Origin of the sequence: Agromyces sp. GXQ0307 (genome assembly GCF_044769845.1) — a bacterium.
Lineage (GTDB): Bacteria > Actinomycetota > Actinomycetes > Actinomycetales > Microbacteriaceae > Agromyces.
In genome coordinates this window covers 99917-114695 of record NZ_JBIZVY010000002.1, presented here as the reverse complement: position 1 = coordinate 114695, position 14779 = coordinate 99917, and the positions used below count along the sequence as shown (strand labels likewise).

12 protein-coding genes and 1 pseudogene are annotated in these 14779 nt (G+C 74.0%); 8 read left to right on the top strand and 5 right to left on the bottom strand.

All coding sequences use genetic code 11. The annotated features are described in order from the left end of the window. Window positions 1–299: 299 nt before the first annotated feature. The gene (gene nagA, locus ACIQH8_RS05890) at window positions 300–1460 is read right to left on the bottom strand and encodes an N-acetylglucosamine-6-phosphate deacetylase (protein ID WP_400997847.1); all 1161 of its coding nucleotides are present in this window, start codon (window positions 1458–1460) and stop codon (window positions 300–302) included. A 257-nt stretch (window positions 1461–1717) separates the two neighbouring features. Here nagA and glyA point away from each other — a divergent pair, with 257 nt between their 5' ends. From glyA to ACIQH8_RS05865, 5 genes and pseudogenes are all read left to right on the top strand, one after another. Beyond that, window positions 1718–3037: a serine hydroxymethyltransferase gene (glyA, locus tag ACIQH8_RS05885; RefSeq protein WP_400995979.1), complete on the top strand. Its 1320-nt coding sequence runs from the start codon at window positions 1718–1720 to the stop codon at window positions 3035–3037. A gap of 162 nt (window positions 3038–3199) precedes the next feature. Next, complete coding sequence (locus ACIQH8_RS05880) at window positions 3200–4087, top strand: bifunctional methylenetetrahydrofolate dehydrogenase/methenyltetrahydrofolate cyclohydrolase (RefSeq protein WP_400995977.1); 888 nt, start codon at window positions 3200–3202, stop codon at window positions 4085–4087. Window positions 4088–4187: 100 nt separating this feature from the next. Further along, window positions 4188–5582 carry a cytidylyltransferase domain-containing protein gene (locus ACIQH8_RS05875; protein WP_400995975.1) on the top strand — a complete coding sequence of 465 codons (1395 nt, stop codon included), beginning with the start codon at window positions 4188–4190 and terminating at the stop codon, window positions 5580–5582. A 23-nt stretch (window positions 5583–5605) separates the two neighbouring features. Further along, window positions 5606–6478, top strand: a complete 873-nt coding sequence (locus tag ACIQH8_RS05870) for an N-acetylneuraminate synthase family protein (protein WP_400995973.1) — start codon at window positions 5606–5608, stop codon at window positions 6476–6478. Between the two features lie 26 nt (window positions 6479–6504). Beyond that, window positions 6505–7605 (top strand): annotated as a pseudogene (locus ACIQH8_RS05865) (DUF6716 putative glycosyltransferase); the annotation flags it as partial. A gap of 276 nt (window positions 7606–7881) precedes the next feature. Here ACIQH8_RS05865 and ACIQH8_RS05860 read toward each other — a convergent pair. Both ACIQH8_RS05860 and ACIQH8_RS05855 read right to left on the bottom strand, forming a co-directional pair. Continuing rightward, entirely contained in the window at window positions 7882–8418 is a 537-nt protein-coding gene (locus tag ACIQH8_RS05860) for a gamma carbonic anhydrase family protein (RefSeq protein ID WP_400995970.1), read from the bottom strand. Between the two features lie 116 nt (window positions 8419–8534). Then, a complete protein-coding gene (locus ACIQH8_RS05855) occupies window positions 8535–9866 on the bottom strand; it encodes an APC family permease (protein ID WP_400995967.1) in 1332 nt (443 codons plus the stop codon). 187 nt (window positions 9867–10053) lie between these two features. Between ACIQH8_RS05855 and ACIQH8_RS05850 the strand changes: the two genes are divergently transcribed. Further along, a complete protein-coding gene (locus tag ACIQH8_RS05850) occupies window positions 10054–10548 on the top strand; it encodes a YbaK/EbsC family protein (protein WP_400995965.1) in 495 nt (164 codons plus the stop codon). A gap of 61 nt (window positions 10549–10609) precedes the next feature. Here the strand turns inward: ACIQH8_RS05850 and galK are convergent, their stop codons facing one another. Beyond that, window positions 10610–11770: a galactokinase gene (gene galK, locus ACIQH8_RS05845; RefSeq protein ID WP_400995963.1), complete on the bottom strand. Its 1161-nt coding sequence runs from the start codon at window positions 11768–11770 to the stop codon at window positions 10610–10612. After that, complete coding sequence (gene galT / locus ACIQH8_RS05840) at window positions 11767–12936, bottom strand: galactose-1-phosphate uridylyltransferase (RefSeq protein ID WP_400995961.1); 1170 nt, start codon at window positions 12934–12936, stop codon at window positions 11767–11769. The genes galK and galT overlap by 4 nt, the downstream gene beginning before the upstream one ends. Before the next feature lie 83 nt (window positions 12937–13019). Here galT and ACIQH8_RS05835 point away from each other — a divergent pair, with 83 nt between their 5' ends. Next, window positions 13020–13835, top strand: coding sequence for a DeoR/GlpR family DNA-binding transcription regulator (locus ACIQH8_RS05835; protein WP_400995958.1), 816 nt, complete (start codon window positions 13020–13022; stop codon window positions 13833–13835). A 10-nt stretch (window positions 13836–13845) separates the two neighbouring features. Then, on the top strand, window positions 13846–14772 hold the full coding sequence (locus tag ACIQH8_RS05830; RefSeq protein ID WP_400995956.1) for an aldose 1-epimerase family protein: 927 nt from the start codon (window positions 13846–13848) through the stop codon (window positions 14770–14772). Window positions 14773–14779: the final 7 nt, after the last annotated feature.

The following is a 14779-nucleotide window of genomic DNA, read 5'->3' as shown; positions in this document are numbered from 1 at the left end:
GGGCTGTGGTGCGGTCACGCTCATTCAAACCCATGGATGGGCGGATCGACGAACCGCGCGACCCGATGCCGGGCCGCTCCCGGCGAATCGCGGGAAGTCGCGTCATGATCCGCCACGCGCGCCGTCTCTCAGGGTGAGGGACCGCGCACCGGGGAAGGGCCGGGTGGTCGCTCGGGTCCGAGCGGACCGCGCGGGGGATCGCGCGAACGCCGAGGCGGGACGGAGCGAGGGGCGAAGGGGAACAGGCCCCCGCTCCGCCCGGGGCCTCCGGCCGGCCGTGACCCGGATGCCGCGCAGCGTCAGGCGATGCGCGCGCCCGCGCCCCAGACCGCCACGACCCCGAGGTCGTCGTTCAGGAGCACCGCATCCGCCGCGAACCCCACGTCGAGCCGGCCCAGGTCGCCCGCACGTCCGATCGCGGAGGCCGGCGTGACGGTGAGCGCCTCGACCGCCTCGTGGAGCGGGATGCCCGCGTCGAACACCGCGCGGCGCAGCGCCTCGTCCTGCGTGAGCGTCGACCCCGCGATCGCGCCGGAGTCGGCGAGGCGAGCCACGCCGTCTCGCACGTCGACCGAGAGCGAGCCGAGCACGTACGCGCCGTCCGACGCACCGGTCGCGGCCATCGCATCGGTCACGAGCGCGACCCGTCCGTTCGCGCCGGAGAACGCGAGCCGGACGACATCGGGGTGCACGTGCACGCCGTCGCCGATGACCTCGAGGGTCACGTGGTCGGCATGCATGGCCGCGACCACGGGGCCCGGCGCTCGGTGGTGGATGCCGCGCATGCCGTTGAAGGCGTGCGTCAGGATCGACGCGCCGGCGTCGAATGCGCGCAGTGCGGTCTCGAAGTCGGCGCCCGTGTGGCCGACCGCGACCGCGACGTCCGCGTCGACGAGGCGCGCGATCGCCGCCGCGGCCCCGTCGTGCTCGGGCGCGATCGTGATCTGCCGCAGCGTGCCGCCGGCGGCGTCGAGCAGCCGATCGAGTGCGTCGTCGTCGGCCGGGCGCAGCATCGACGGGTCGTGCGCGCCGCGGAACTCGTGGTCGAGGAACGGGCCCTCGAGGTGGGCGCCCAGGACGAGGGGGTCGGATGCCGTGATTGCGGCGATGGCGCGGAGGCGTTCGGCGAGCACGTCGACGGGCGCCGTCACGAGCGAGCAGACGCTCCGGGTCGTGCCGTGCGCCCGGTGCACGGCGAGCCCCGTGCGGATCGCGTCGATGCCGTCGTCGAAGGCCGCCCCGCCCGCACCGTGGCAGTGGAGGTCGACGAATCCGGGCGTGAGCCAGCGGCCCGCGGCATCCGTCACCGCGACCGAGCCCGCTCGCACCTCGGGCGCATCGCGCCAACCCTCGCCGATCCCGCGGCCCGCGATCCGGTCGCCCTCGAAGCGCACCCACGCGTCGGGGACGGTGTCGCCGCCGGAGACGATGCGGGCGGAGTGGATGACGGTCGTCGGCACGGTGGTCACCGGGCCACGATAACGCCGCCGACGGGGGCCGACCGCCCGCGCGTCGGCGCGCGTCATCCGCGGCGTGGGCTCGCGGCATCCGTTGCTATGCTTGGCGGCGTCGCGACTGGCGTTGAGATGGGTGACCATCGGGGAGCGACTGGCACGGACCGACCGCACGCCTGGGCCGGTACGCGAGGCCTCGGGGCGCGAGTCGCGCACGAGGCGATTTCCGCAGGTCCGCATGTCATCTTCGAAGGAGCCATCCCTTGGCCGAATCACTCACCACCGACGCCCCCGCCGACGCCGTCGCGGGCGCCGACTCCGTCTTCAACGCCCCGCTCGCCGAGGTCGACCCCGAGATCGCCGAGGTCCTCGAGCAGGAGCTGAACCGACAGCGCTCGACCCTCGAGATGATCGCGAGCGAGAACTTCGTGCCCGTCTCGGTGCTGCAGTCGCAGGGCTCGGTGCTCACGAACAAGTACGCCGAGGGCTACCCGGGCCGTCGCTACTACGGCGGCTGCGAGTTCGTCGACGTCGCCGAGAACCTCGCGATCCAGCGCGCCAAGAGCCTGTTCGGCGCCGAGTACGCCAACGTGCAGCCGCACTCGGGCGCGACCGCCAACGCGGCCGTGCTCTCGGCGATCGCGACGCCCGGCGACACGATCCTCGGCCTCGAGCTCGCGCACGGCGGCCACCTCACGCACGGCATGAAGCTGAACTTCTCGGGCAAGCTCTACAACGCCGTCGCCTACGGCGTCGACCCCGAGACCTTCCAGGTCGACATGAACGTGGTGCGCGACAAGGCGCTGGAGCACCGGCCGCAGGTCATCATCGCCGGCTGGTCGGCGTACCCGCGCCAGCTCGACTTCGCCGCGTTCCGCGAGATCGCCGACGAGGTGGGCGCGAAGCTCTGGGTCGACATGGCGCACTTCGCCGGCCTCGTCGCCGCGGGCCTGCACCCGAACCCCGTGCCCCACGCCGACGTGGTCTCCTCGACCGTGCACAAGACGATCGGCGGCCCCCGCTCGGGCTTCATCCTCTCGCGCGACATGGAGCTGGCGAAGAAGCTCAACTCCAACGTCTTCCCCGGCCAGCAGGGCGGTCCGCTCATGCACGTGATCGCCGCGAAGGCGACCGCGTTCAAGATCGCGGCGTCCGACGAGTTCCGCGACCGCCAGGAGCGCACCGTCCGCGGCGCGCGCATCCTCGCCGAGCGCCTCGTCGCGGACGACTCGCGTGCGGCCGGCGTCGACGTGCTCACGGGCGGCACCGACGTGCACCTCGTGCTCGCCGACCTCCGCACCTCCGAGCTCGACGGCCAGCAGGCCGAGGACCGCCTGCACGAGGTCGGCATCACCGTCAACCGCAACGCGGTGCCGTTCGACCCGCGCCCGCCGATGGTCACCTCCGGCCTGCGCATCGGCACGCCGGCGCTCGCGACCCGCGGCTTCGGCGACGCCGAGTTCACCGAGGTCGCCGACGTCATCGCGCTCGCGCTGCAGTCCGACCCGGATGTCGCGGCGCTCCGCTCGCGCGTCGAGGCGCTGACCGAGGCCTTCCCGCTCTACCCGGGCCTGCAGCAGTAGCCGGCCCCGGCCGGGTCCGAGGGCTCGAGAACGCCCCCGGGCCCGGCCGCACACGCCGACGGGGTTCTGCCGCGACGCGCCCCGCGGCATCCGCTCACCCGCGTGACGGCCGGAACCCCCGTCGCTCCGTTCCCGTCGACCAGCTCGGAAGAGGTACCGAACATGACCGCCATCACCCTCGACGGCGTCGCGACCGCATCGGCCGTGAAGTCCGAGCTCGCCTCGCGCATCACCGACCTGCGCTCGAACGGCGTCGTGCCGGGCCTCGGCACCCTGCTCGTCGGCGACGACCCCGCCTCGCGCTCCTACGTGGCGGGCAAGCACCGCGACTGCGCCGAGGTCGGCATCGAGTCGATCCGCGTCGACCTGCCGGCGTCGGCGACCTCCGCCGACGTGCGCGCCGCGATCCGCGACCTGAACGCCGCCCGCGAGGTGACCGGGTACATCGTGCAGCTGCCGCTGCCGACCGGCCACGACGAGAACGCGATGCTCGAGCTCATCGACCCCGACAAGGACGCCGACGGGCTGCACCCGACGAACCTCGGCCGGCTCGTGCTCGGCATCGAGGGCGACCTGAACTCGCCGCTGCCGTGCACCCCGGCCGGCATCGTCGAGATGCTGCAGCGCTACGACGTGCCGATCCGCGGACAGCACGTGACGGTGATCGGCCGGGGGCTCACTGTCGGCCGCCCGCTTGGGCTGCTCTTCACCCGCAAGGGCCTGGATGCCACGGTCACCCTCACGCACTCCCGAACGCAGGACCTGGCCGCCGAGGTCGCCCGCGCCGACATCGTGGTCGCGGCCGTCGGCGTGCCGCACATGGTCAAGCCCGAGTGGATCAAGCCCGGCGCCGCCGTGCTCGACGTGGGCATCACGCGCGTGGCCGACGAGGAGACCGGCAAGGGCAGGCTCACGGGCGACGTCGACCCCGCGGTCGCCGAGGTCGCGGGCCACCTCTCGCCGAACCCCGGCGGGGTCGGCCCGATGACCCGCGCGATGCTCCTCGCGAACGTCGTGAAGGCCGCGGAGATCAAGCTCCACGGCCGCTGAGCCCACAGCGGGTGCCGCGGCATCCGCCGTCAGCCTGACCGTCGCCCGCCGTTCACCCGACGTGCACCGCGCGGACTCGTCGCGCGCATAGCTTCGCGGCATGAGCCGCAGCCAGCCCATCGAGGCCACCGCCGCGCGCGCGGTCGCGATCATTCCGGCCCGCGGGGGGTCGCAGGGACTCCCCGGCAAGAACGTGGCCCGCGTCGGGGGAGTGCCGCTTGTCGCGCGGGCCGTGCACGCCGCGCTCGCCGCGGAGCGCATCGGACGGGTCGTCGTGACCACCGACGACGAGGAGATCGCGGACGCCGCGCGCGGCGCCGGTGCCGAGGTGATCGATCGCCCGGCCGACCTCGCCGATGCGACCGCGTCGAGCGAGTCGGCGCTGCTGCACGCGATCGAGATGCTCGGTCGAGCACCCGGGACGAATGGCGCGGGAGCGCTCGCTCCGGTCACCGTCTTCATCCAGGCCACGTCGCCGTTCATCGACCCGGCCGACCTCGACGCGGCCGTGGCGCGCGTCGAGGCGGGCGAACGCGACGTCGTGTTCGCCGCGACGCCGACCCACGGCTTCCTCTGGCGCGAGCGCGCGGACGACGCCGACGGCGCGAGCGCGGTCGGCGTGAACCACGATCCGTCGAACCGGCCCCGGCGCCAGGACCGCGAGCCCGAGTTCCTCGAGACCGGAGCGTTCTACGCGATGTGCACCGCCGGGTTCGTGCTCGCCGGACACCGGTTCTTCGGGCGCATCGGCATCCAGCGCGTGCACCCCGATACCGCGATCGAGATCGACGACGCCGCCGACCTGGCGCGGGCGCGAGCGCTCGCGCCGCGCATCGACCGCCGCCTGGCGGGCGGCATCGCCGCCTCGCTCGCGCGGCGCGAGGGCGCGGCGTGGGTCGCCGACCCGCGGCATCCGTTCATCGACGTCGACGCCGTCGTGACGGACTTCGACGGGGTCCACACCGACGACACGGCGGCCGTCGACGAGCTCGGCCGGGAGTCGGTGCGCGTCAGCCGTGCCGACGGGCACGGCGTCGCGCGGCTCCGCGACGCCGGCATCCCGGTGCTGATCCTGTCGGCCGAGGCGAACCCGGTCGTCAGCCGCCGGGCCGAGAAGCTCGGCGTCGACGTCATCCAGGGCCTCGCCGACAAGGGGGCCGCGCTCCGCGAGTGGGCCGCCGCACGCGGCATCCGCCTCGACCGCATCGCCTACCTCGGCAACGACCGCGGCGACATCCCGGCCCTCGACCTCGTCGGCTGGCCGCTCGCGGTGCCCGACGCGACGCCCGATGCGCTCGAGCGAGCCCGCCACGTGCTCGAGCGGCACGGCGGCCACGGCGCGGTGCGCGAGCTCGCCGAGCTCGTGCTCGCCGCGCGCGACGCGAAGCTCGGCTCCGCGGCATCCGACCTCGCCCGCGAGTCGCGCGAGCTCGACCCCGCACATCCCACGCGCGAGCAACGTGAGGCCATCGCCGCGGCGTCCTCCGCCACCTGACCGACCCACGAAAGCGAGCCATCATGTCCGTGCGCATCGGCCACGCCGCCATCGGCGAGTACGAGCCCGTCTACGTCATCGCCGAGATCGGCCTGAACCACAACGGCGACGTCGAGATCGCCAAGCGCCTCATCGAGGTCGCCGCGCGCGCCGGTGCGCAGGCCGTGAAGTTCCAGAAGCGCACGCCCGACATCTCGACGCCGGAGCACATGAAGCTCACGCCTCGTGAGACGCCGTGGGGCACCATGACCTACCTCGAGTACCGGCACCGGGTCGAGTTCGGTCGCCACGAGTACGCGGAGGTCGCGCGGCACGCGGCCCTGCACGGCCTGGACTGGTTCGCCTCGCCGTGGGACGCTCCGGCCGTCGCCGACCTCGAGTCGTACGGCGCCGTCGCGCACAAGATCGCCTCGGCCTCGGTCACCGACCTCGAGCTGCTGGAGGCCGTCCGCGACACGGGCAGGCCGGTCATCCTGTCGACGGGCATGTCGACGCTCCACGAGATCGATCGCGCGGTCGCGGTGCTCGGCACCGAGCGCCTCGTCATCCTGCACGCCACGTCGAGTTACCCGATGCCCGCCGAGGAGGCGAACCTCCTCATGATCCCCGCGCTGAAGCGCCGCTTCCCGGGCGTGCCGGTGGGGTACTCGGGCCACGAGCGCGGCCTGCAGATCTCGCTCGCCGCCGTCGCGCTCGGCGCGGTCGCGGTCGAGCGGCACATCACCCTCGACCGCACCATGTGGGGCTCCGACCACTCGGCCTCGCTCGAGCCGCAGGGCCTCGAGCACCTCGTGCGCGACATCCGGATCATCGGCGAGGCGCTCGGCGACGGCGTCAAGCGCGTCTACCCGGGCGAGGAGGCCCCGAAGGCGAAGCTCCGCCGGGTGCTCGCGTGACGCCTGCCGGTGCGGCCGGGCGGGCGATGACGGATGCCGCGGAACGGCGCCTGCTCGTCGTCGGCGACTCCGACTCGTACGTGAAGTGGGGCGCGGCGCTCGCGTCCACGCTGCCGGGCGAGTGGACGTCGCGGCTCGTGGTCGTGGCCTCGCCGGTGCAGCCCAGCCCGCGGCAACTCGCGCACGCGCTCGCAGGGACGCGCTTCGCGCCCGCCGATGCGCGGGTGCTGCCGCTCGACGGACGCCCGGGACATCCGGATCTCGACGACGAGCTCGACGACTTCGATCCGCACGCGGTGCTGCTCGCATTCCGCGGACCGTTCGTTCGCGTCGTGGCGCCCCGCCTCATCCGCCGCCGGAACCGGCCGGTGCTCGTCAGCGGCTTCCCGGGCCTCACGATCCCGGCCGTGCCGAAGGCCGTCATCTACCGCGAGCAGACCGACCTCGTGGTGCTGCACAGCCGACGCGAGGTGCGCGAGTTCCGCGCCATCGCGTCGGAGCTCGATGTCGATCGCAGGTTCGGGCTCGCCACGCTGCCGTTCCTCGCGGGCGCAACGGACGACGCCGCGCCGGGCGCGTCGCCGGGCGCTGCGCTGGACGCGTCGCCGGGCGCGGCGCCAGTCCGCACCGACGTCGTGTTCGCCGCCCAGGCCAAGGTGCCGGTGACCCGGGAGGACCGCCTGCGGGTGCTCGCTGCGCTCGCCGCACTCGCCCGTCGGGAACCCGCGCGACGCGTCGTGGTCAAGGTGCGCGCCCGTGCGGGCGAGGCGCAGACCCACGATGAGGTCCACGACTACGCCGACCTCATGGCCGACCTTGCCGCCGCGGGCGGCGTACCGCAGAACCTCGTGGTCGGGGACGGACCGATGGCCACGCATCTCGCGCGCGCGGGCGCGCTCGTGACCGTCAGCTCGACAGCCGCGCTCGAGTCGATCGCGCTCGGCATCCCCACGCTGCTCGTCGACGATTTCGGCGTCTCGCCGGGGATGATCAACACGGTGTTCGAGGGCGCCGGGCTCTTCGGGTCGACCGACGACCTCGCGGCCGGACGCTTCTTCCATGCGGAGCCGAGATGGCTCGCCGACAACTACTTCCACGGCGCGGGAGCCGACGACTGGAGCGCACGGCTCGCCGCGCTGGTCGAGGCGCGCGAGATCGTCCCGCTGCCCGAGCTGGAACGTCGCCACAATCTCACGGGCGGCGCGCTCCGCACCGCGTTCGAGCGCCGCCGCATGCTCGGCCAGCACGACCGGAGCCTCATGGGGGCGCTGGCCTGGGGTGTCGGCGTTCCGGTTCGCGGCGTCGTCCGACGGGTGCGGCGCGCGCGGCGCCGGGTCGCCCGGGCGCTGGCGAGCGCGTCGGCTGCGACGCCGGCGATGGCCGACGCCGGGCCCGGCGAGGCGTCAGTCGACCGGGGCGGTGTGCCGGTCGACGTGCGCGAGGTACGCCTCGGCGTTGCGCCGGATGCCGGCCTGCTCGTCGGCGGTGAGTTCGCGGCGGACCTTCCCGGGCACCCCGGCGACGAGCGATCCGGGCGGCACGACGGTGCCCTCGAGCACCACGGCGCCGGCCGCGACGAGTGACCCGCGACCGATCACGGCGCCGTTGAGGATCGTCGCGCCCATGCCGATGAGGCAGTCGTCCTCGACGGTGCAGCCGTGGAGCACCGCGCGGTGCCCGACCGAGACGCCCGCGCCGACCGTCACGGGGTAGCCGGCGTCGACGTGGCAGACGACGCCGTCCTGCAGGTTCGAGCGCTCGCCGAGCGTGATCGGCTCGGCCTCGGCGCGCAGCACCGCGTTGTACCAGACGCTCGAGCGCGCCCGGAGCCGCACCTGCCCGACGATCACGGCGCCGAGCGCGACGAACGCGCTCGGTTCGAGCTCGGGCGCCGGCACGTCGGCGATGGTCAGGATGCGGGCGGACGGGTCGGCGCTCATGCGGCCCAGCCTATTCCGCGCTCGCGTCGCGGCGGTTCGCCGGAGACCCGACCATGCACAGGACGATTCCGCACGTTCGGTCCTGCAAATCGCGGGGACTCCTGCGAATCGCGGGGTCAGTCGCCCGGGTCGCGGCGTCGACCGGCGAGGGTGAGACGGATGCCGCGGACGGCGGCCCCGACGGCGAACACCGCGCCGCCCGCGACGATCGACCAGATCGGAAGCGTGACGACGAGCACGATGCATCCGATCGCCCCGAACCAGGAGAGCCAGCGCGGCACGAGCCGCTCGCCCGCGGGCTGCGTGATCGCGGACGCGTTGGCGACGACGTAGTAGAGCAGCACGCCGAACGACGAGAAGCCGATCGCGCCGCGAAGGTCGGCGACGAGCAGCAGCACGATCACGGCGACGCCGGTCGCGATCTCGGCGACGTGCGGCACACCGAAGCGCGGATGCACCGCGGTCAGCGGCCGGGGCAGTTCCCCGTCGCGCGCCATCGCGAGGCTCGTGCGACCGACGCCCGCGACGAGCGCGAGCAGCGACCCGAGTGCGGCCACGCCGGCGGCGATGCGGACGACGGGCTCGGCCCAGAGCCATCCGGCCGCCGCGACGACGTCGACGAGGGGGGCGACGGATGCCGCGAGCGCGTCGGCCCCGAGCGCGCCCACCGCCGCCGTGCCGACGAGCGCGTAGACGACGACGACGATCGCGAAGGCGACGCCGATCGCGCGGGGGATCGTGCGCGTCGGCTCGCGCACCTCCTCGCCGAGGGTGGCGATGCGCGCGTAGCCCGCGAACGCGAAGAACATCAGCGCGGCGGCCTGCAGCACGCCGTATGCGTCCGTGAGCGCGCCGACCCCGGCCGGCGGGGCCGCGACGGGAGGAACGAGCCCGCCGAGCCCTGCGCTCCCACCGCCCCAGCCGACCCCCGCGATCGCGGCGAACCCGGCTGCGACCACCACGACCAGCACCGCGAGCACCGCCGACACGATCACCGACGCGACCCGCGCGGTGCGCGTGACGCCGAGCAGGTTCACCCCCACGAGGACCACGACCGCCGCGATCGCGACCGGCTTCTGCCACACCGGCGGCACGAGGTACGCGGCCGCGGTGAGCGCCATCGCGGCGCAGCTCGCCGTCTTGCCGACGACGAATCCCCAGCCCGCGAGGAATCCGGGCCAGGCGCCGAGCCGCTCGCGGCCGTAGCGGTAGGCGCCACCCGACTCGGGGTAGCGGACGGCGAGCTGCGCCGTCGACCCGGCGTTCGCGAACGCGACGAGTGCAGCGATCGCGAGCCCGGCGAGCAGCCATCCGCCCGCCGCCTGCGCCGCCGGCGCCCACACCGCGAACACGCCCGCGCCGATCATCGCGGCCAGCCCGATCGCGACCGCGCCGCGGAGGCCGAGACGGCGGGCGAGGCGGTCGTGCGGTGCAGCGGAGTCGGTCACGCTCGCACCATACGGCAGGGCGGTGAACGGCCGGGAATCGACGCACGGGGCCGCGGGGCCGGATGTCGCGCGGCGCCGGTCCGGGGCCGGGGCCGGGGCCGGGCCCCGGGGCGTGGCCGTGCCGGGGCGGGATCGAGGCGGGGCCCCGGACGACGGATGCCGCGACATCCGCTCATAGGATCGACGCATGACCCTCGAGCCCACCGCAGCCCCCTCGCACGCCGCCGTCGACCGGGTCGCCGCCGCGCTCGCCGCGGGCGGCATCGAACCGCGCATCGTGTGGTTCGACGACGCCGTGACGACGGCGAAGCTCGCGGCCGACGCGCTCGGCGTCGAGGTCGGGCAGATCGCGAACTCGCTCGTGTTCACGCTCGACGAGGAGCCGATCCTGGTGCTGACGTCGGGTGCGCACCGCGTCGACACCGGCTGGCTCGGCGCCGAGCTCGGCGGCACGATCGGTCGCGCCTCGAAGGAGGTCGTGAAGGCCGCGACCGGCCAGGTCATCGGCGGCGTGGCGCCGGTCGGGCACCCGACGCAGGTGCGCACGTTCGTCGACGTCGACCTCGCGCGCTACGACGAGGTGTGGGCCGCGGCAGGGCACGCGAAGACGGTCTTCCCGACGACGTTCGACGAGCTCGTCCGGATCACGGGCGGCACGCCGACCGCGGTCGAGCCGCGCTGAGGGCGGCGGCGGCGCAGGCCGCGAGTCGCCGTGTCGCACGCCGGCCGGGAGCCGCGGACCGCTACGCGTCGCGTCGGGCGCCCTGCGCGGCGTGCACCGTGAACACGCCCGGCTCGCGGTAGCCGTGCTCGGCGAACGCCTCGACGACCTTCCGGCCGATGACGGGAACGAGATCGTCGATCACGAGCGCGATGGCCGCGCCGCCGAAGCCGCCGCCCGTCATGCGCGCGCCGATCGCCCCGTTCGCCTGCGCGGTCTCGACCGCGAGATCGAGCTCCGGCACCGAGATCTCGAAGTCGTCGCGCATCGACACGTGCGACGCGTCGAGCAGCGGGCCGATCGCGCCCGGACCGTGCTCGCGGAGCGTGCGGACGGTGTCGAGCACCCGCTGGTTCTCGGTGACCACGTGCCGCACCCGGCGGAACGTCTCGTCGTCGAGCAGGTCGCGTGCGCGGTCGAGGTCGTCGACGCGCACGTCGCGGAGCGATTCCGCGCCGAGCGCGGCGGCGCCCGCCTCGCACGACGCGCGTCGCGCAGCGTAGCCGCCGGTCGCGTGCGCGTGCGACACGCGCGTGTCGATGACGAGGAGCGAGAGCCCCGCCTCGGAGAAGCCGAGCGGGATCACGTCGGCGTCGAGGCTGCGGCAGTCGAGGAACACGCCGGCGTCGGCCTCGCCGAGAAGCGACGCGGACTGGTCCATGATCCCGGTCGGGGCGCCGACGACGCGGTTCTCCGCGAGGCGGCCGATCTTCGCGAGGGTCGGCCGGTCGAAGCGGAGACCCCAGTGCTCGTCGAGCGCGAGCGCGACGGCGCACTCGATCGCGGCCGACGACGAGAGGCCCGCGCCGACGGGCACGTCGGAGTCGATGTGCAGGTCGACGCCGCGCACGTGCGCGAGGTCGGCGCCGAACTCGCCGAGCGCCCAGACCACGCCCAGCGGGTAGGCGGCCCAGCCGCTCACCGCGTCGGGGGTGAGTTCGTCGAGATGCACCTCGATCGTCTCGGGAGAGAACGTCGACGAGACCCGCACGAGCCGGTCGTCGCGGTCGCCCAGCGCGACCGTCGTGCGGCGGTCGATCGCGAACGGGAACACGAAGCCGTCGTTGTAGTCGGTGTGCTCGCCGATGAGGTTCACGCGGCCGGGTGCCGACCAGACGCCCGCCGGGCGGCGCCCGTACTGCTCGGCGAAGAGATGCTGGGCGGAGGCCACGGCGTCGGTCACAGGACAACTCCTTCGATGGCGGTGCGCAGCGCGGCGGCCTGCGTCTCGGGGGGAACGTCGCCGATCCAGGCGCCCATGGCGGCCTCGGAACCGGCGAGGTACTTCAGGCGGTCGGCGGCCCGGCGCGGGCTCGTCAACTGCATCGTGAGTCGGACGTCGTCGCGGTGCCCGTGCACGGGCGCCTGGTGCCATGCCGCGATGTACGGCGTCGGCGTGTCGTAGAGCCGGTCGACGCCGCGGAGGAGACGCAGGTACACGCGCGAGAGTTCGTCGCGCTCCTCCGCCGTCGTCGCGGCGAGGTCGGGCACGTGCCGGTTCGGCACGAGGTGGACCTCGATCGGCCAGCGCGCGGCGAACGGCACGTACGCGGTCCAGTGCTCGCCGGCGAGGAGCACGCGCTCGCCGGCGCGCTCGCGCTGGAGCACGTCGGCCTGCAACGTGGGCCCGTACGCGTCGATCGCGGCGAGCAGTCGCTCGGTGCGCGGCGTGACGTACGGGTAGGCGTAGATCTGCCCGTGCGGGTGGGGGAGCGTGACGCCGATCTCGCGCCCGCGGTTCTCGAACGGGAACACCTGCTGCACGCCCGGCAGGGCCGAGAGTGCGGCGGTGCGGTGCGCCCACGCCTCGATGACGGTGCGGGCGCGCGAGACGCTCTGCGTTCCGAACGACCCCTCGTGCTCGGGGCTGAAGCAGACGACCTCGCAGCGGCCGTGGGAGGGCAGTCGGCGCTCGAGCCCGACGGCGCGCACGTCGGCGAGGGCGGATGCTGCGGCATCCGTCGTGCCCTCGTCCGAGGCCTCCGCGGACCAGTCGGGCAGGTCGGGCCCGAACGACGGCGACCGGTTCTCGAACACGGCGACGTCGTAGCTGCTCGGGATCTCGGACGGATTGGTCGCGGTCTGCGGCGCGAGCGGGTCGGCGTCGGCGGGCGGCAGGAACACGCGGTTCTGGCGTGCCGCGGCGATCGAGACCCATTCGCCGGTGAGGGGGTCCTGTCGCATCTCGGCCACGGCGGGCCGCGGGTCGAGGGTGCGGGCGTCGATCGCCCGCTCGGTCGGGAGCGTCGTGTCGGCGTCGTCGAAGTAGATGAGCTCGCGGCCGTCGGCCAGCGTCGAGCGGCGCACCGCGATGCGCGGGTCGAGGAGGCCGGGTTCGGTCTGATGCACGGCGCCACGGTACGCGACTTTCGTTTCGGAAACAAGTGGGTTTCGTATTGCAAAGTACGGATGGCGCGCGCACACTGGTCGTCATGCAGCCCGACGCCGCACACCGCCGCCGACTCACCGCCGACCTCGTCACCGAGCGCGGCTTCGTGCGCGTCGTCGAGCTGAGCGAGTCGTTCGGCGTGACGCCGGTGACCGCGCGCGCCGACCTCGACGCGCTCGAGCGGGCGGGCCTCGTTCGCCGGGTCCACGGCGGTGCGGTGCCCTCGGGGGCCGGCGCCGCCGAAGCCCGACCCGAGCGCGAGCCGAGCTTCGAGGAGGCGCTGGCGACCTCGGTCGTGCCCAAGCAACTCATCGGCGAGCGCGCGGCCGCGCTCGTCCGCAGCGGGCAGAGCGTGATCCTCGACGTCGGCACCACGACCCTCCAGGTGGCCCGCGCGCTGCGCGCGCGTACCGACCTCGACGACGTCACGATCTTCACCAACGGCCTCTCGATCGCACTCGAGCTCGAGCCGGAGATCCCGCGGTTCACGGTCGTGGTGACGGGCGGCACCCTCCGCCCCCGCCAGCACTCGCTCGTGCACCCGCTCGCCGGCTCGGTGCTCGACGAGGTCCACGTCGACCTCGCCGTCATCGGGTGCAACGGCGTCGACCCGAAGCTCGGCGTGACGAACGCGAACCTCCCCGAGGCATCCGTGAAGGCGCTCATGCTGCAGCGCGCCGCGCGCGCCGTCGTCGTGGCCGACTCGTCGAAGCTCGGCGAGGTGCACCTCGGGCGCATCGCGCCCGTCGACGCGTTCCACGCGTTGGTGACGGATGCCGCGGCGCCCGCGGTCCTCGTCGGCGAACTCCGCGACGCCGGCCTCGAGGTGCTCGTCGCCGGGGGAGCCCGGCAGCCCTAGGGTGGAGTGCATGAATCTCCCCACGGGCGATCAGTTCGAGCTCGAGACGACCACCTCCACGGGCGATGTCCGCGCGACCGTCACCGCCGTCGCCGCGGGCCTGCGCTCGCTCACCATCAACGGGATCGACCTCGTCCCGACGTACGGCGAGGACCAGACGCCGCCGTCCGGCGCGGGCATCGTGCTCGTGCCGTGGCCGAACCGGATCCGCGACGGCGTCTGGCGGCACGGCGAGCAGTCGTACCAGCTCGCGATCACCGAGCCCGCGCGCAACAACGCGATCCACGGCCTGCTGCGGTTCGCCGAGTACGTCCCCGTCGAGCAGGACCGCGACTCGGTGACCCTCGCCGCGACGATCTTCCCTCAGCTCGGCTACCCGTTCCTCGTCCGCACCGCGGTGCGCTACGAGCTGGTCTCCGACGGCCTGAAGGTCACGCACTTCCTCGAGAACGTCGGTGGCGAGCCCGCACCCGTGGCGGTCGGCACGCACCCGTTCCTCAAGATCGGCGGCGTGCCCACGGAGGACCTGGTGCTGCGGCTCGATGCCGCGAGCCACCTCGAGGTCGACGAGCGTCTGCTGCCGACCGGCGAGGTCCCGGTCGACGGCACCGAGTGGGACTTCCGCGAGGGGCGCCGCGTGGGCGACGTCGACCTCGACGACGCGTTCGGCGAGGTCGCCTCGGTCGACGGCACGGTCGAGCACACGCTCGTCGCGCCCGACGGGCGCTCCGTCTCGGTCTGGGCCGACGACGAGTTCGCGTACGTGCAGGTGTTCACGACCGAGAACTTCCCCGGCGAGAGCCGCGCGATCGCCGTCGAACCGATGACCGCGCCGGCCGAGGCGTTCAACTCGGGCAAGGGCCTTCGCTGGCTCGACCCGGGCGAGCAGTGGGAGCTGAGCTGGGGCATCCGCTTCGCCGGGTTCACCGCAGAGTGAGGCGGAG